This is a genomic window from Methylomonas koyamae (assembly GCF_006483455.1).
GTDB classification, from domain to species: Bacteria; Pseudomonadota; Gammaproteobacteria; order Methylococcales; family Methylomonadaceae; genus Methylomonas; species Methylomonas koyamae_B.
Map to the genome: position 1 here is coordinate 1 of NZ_PPPU01000086.1, position 1,652 is coordinate 1,652.

General features: G+C 53.5%; 2 protein-coding genes. One reads left to right on the forward strand and one right to left on the reverse strand.

Translation table 11 applies throughout. The features are described 5' to 3' along the window. Positions 1-307 precede the first annotated feature (307 nt). Positions 308-940, reverse strand: coding sequence for a hypothetical protein (locus C2U68_RS20980; RefSeq protein ID WP_140914419.1), 633 nt, complete (start codon positions 938-940; stop codon positions 308-310). A 142-nt stretch (positions 941-1,082) separates the two neighbouring features. Here C2U68_RS20980 and C2U68_RS20985 point away from each other — a divergent pair, with 142 nt between their 5' ends. Beyond that, positions 1,083-1,538 (forward strand): transposase, encoded by a 456-nt coding sequence (locus C2U68_RS20985; RefSeq protein ID WP_140914420.1) that lies wholly within the window; start codon positions 1,083-1,085, stop codon positions 1,536-1,538. The last annotated feature ends 114 nt before the right edge of the window (positions 1,539-1,652 follow it).

Below are 1,652 nucleotides of genomic sequence, written 5' to 3' on the forward strand. Positions count from 1 at the left end.
ATTTTGGCTTCGTTGGCGGTGAAAGTTTGCATGGCACCCTCCTAAGACGGGAAGTTTGTTCCGATAATTTAGTCCAAATCGTTCGATTAGGTCAACTTGAGCGTTAACGGTTCCCGCCACCTTAAAGCTGGCCGCTGAAAGCCTAGTGAAGCAGGGATTTTTCAGGTCGTCGAGTGCGGCGATTTTTTGTTGGTAGATGGATTCGAGGCGCTTACCCTAGTTGCCATATGTAATGTAGGGAAAAAATCCTATTAACCCAGGAAAAAATCCGCGCGAATAGCATGCCCAACCTTGCATGCGCCGCTGTTTAATTCCCCTGTATCGTGACGATCGGCGGTTGGACTTTCTCGTCATTCTCCGCTAGTGTCATGATGATCATCAGGAAGGTAAAGATGGCCTTCGACCTGAAGTCGCGATCATCTATCCAATACCAATAGTCGCGATATTTCACCGCTGCAAAGACATCTGACGGCAGCGACTTTTCCGCATGAATCCTGATCAGAGGCGGTAGCGCCTGGGCACCTTCCGGCTCCTGAAACGGCGGATAAGTCCTTTGTTCGGCAATATGCTCAGATGGCACTTCGACATTGGTACCCAGTAGATTCATGATCTGGAAACCGGAACGCGTCTGCACGGCGATAACGTCATCTTTTTCAGCCACCGCCCCATAAACAACTTTAAATTCTTTTAGCTCGGGCCGCAGACCCAACAGTTTTCTGACCAGCAATCTATCGGCCTCGACCTCTGCAGGAAGAGCCGTTTGACTGATCACCAGAATTGTCCCTTCCTGCTTCGTATCCTTGGACAATTCCACCCGTAACCCCAGCACACCGGAAGCCTGGAGACGTTCCAGGGCCGCCAACAGCACGCCAAAATCGGAATCCGCTGCACGCCCTCGCGCGCCGCCTTTACGGTTCGATATCCCATTGATGCTTTGCACCCCTTTTTACACAATGCGTATAGCACCTAACCATCTCGGGGAAATCCCCAATCTGCACATTGCGATCGCGGGCTTTGGCAAAACGCTTTTTAGCGCGTGCACTGGCCATCTCATCCATTCTGTGCTATCGCAAAGGTGAGCGATGAAACGAAAAGGGCGGCCGGAAAAAATCAAGCCTTCAGACCTGAGCCTATTGCGCGAATTAGCGCTGGAACAGCCTTTGGCGACGCGGGATGAGTTGGTTAAAGCCTTTCAAATCCGGACAGGCGTGCAAGTCCACAGCGCCACCTTACGCAAGGCGCTTGCGACCCTAGGGGTGGTCCGGGTCAAGCCGTTGAGACCTCCCTCGACCACAACGGCTGATCAGGCCAGCAAACGTTATGGTTATCAAGATCGTCATCGTCCGCCTGAATCAGGGAAACACTATCCCAGTTCGCTGACCGACGCAGAATGGAACTTGGTGCAAGACTTGTTCGAGCGCGAAGGCGAGCGTGGTGTCCCCGCCAAGATTCCACGACGTGCCTTGGTGGACGCCTGCTGCTATGTGGTGCGCACCGGTTGTGCATGGCGGTTATTGCCGAAAGACTTCCCGCACTGAGATAACGTCTACAAAACCTTTCGCCGTTGGAGTGCCCAGGGCCGGTTTGAAGCGATGCATGACCGCTTGCGACAGATGTGGCGAGCCCGAGAAGAGCGCGATGCCATGCCCAGC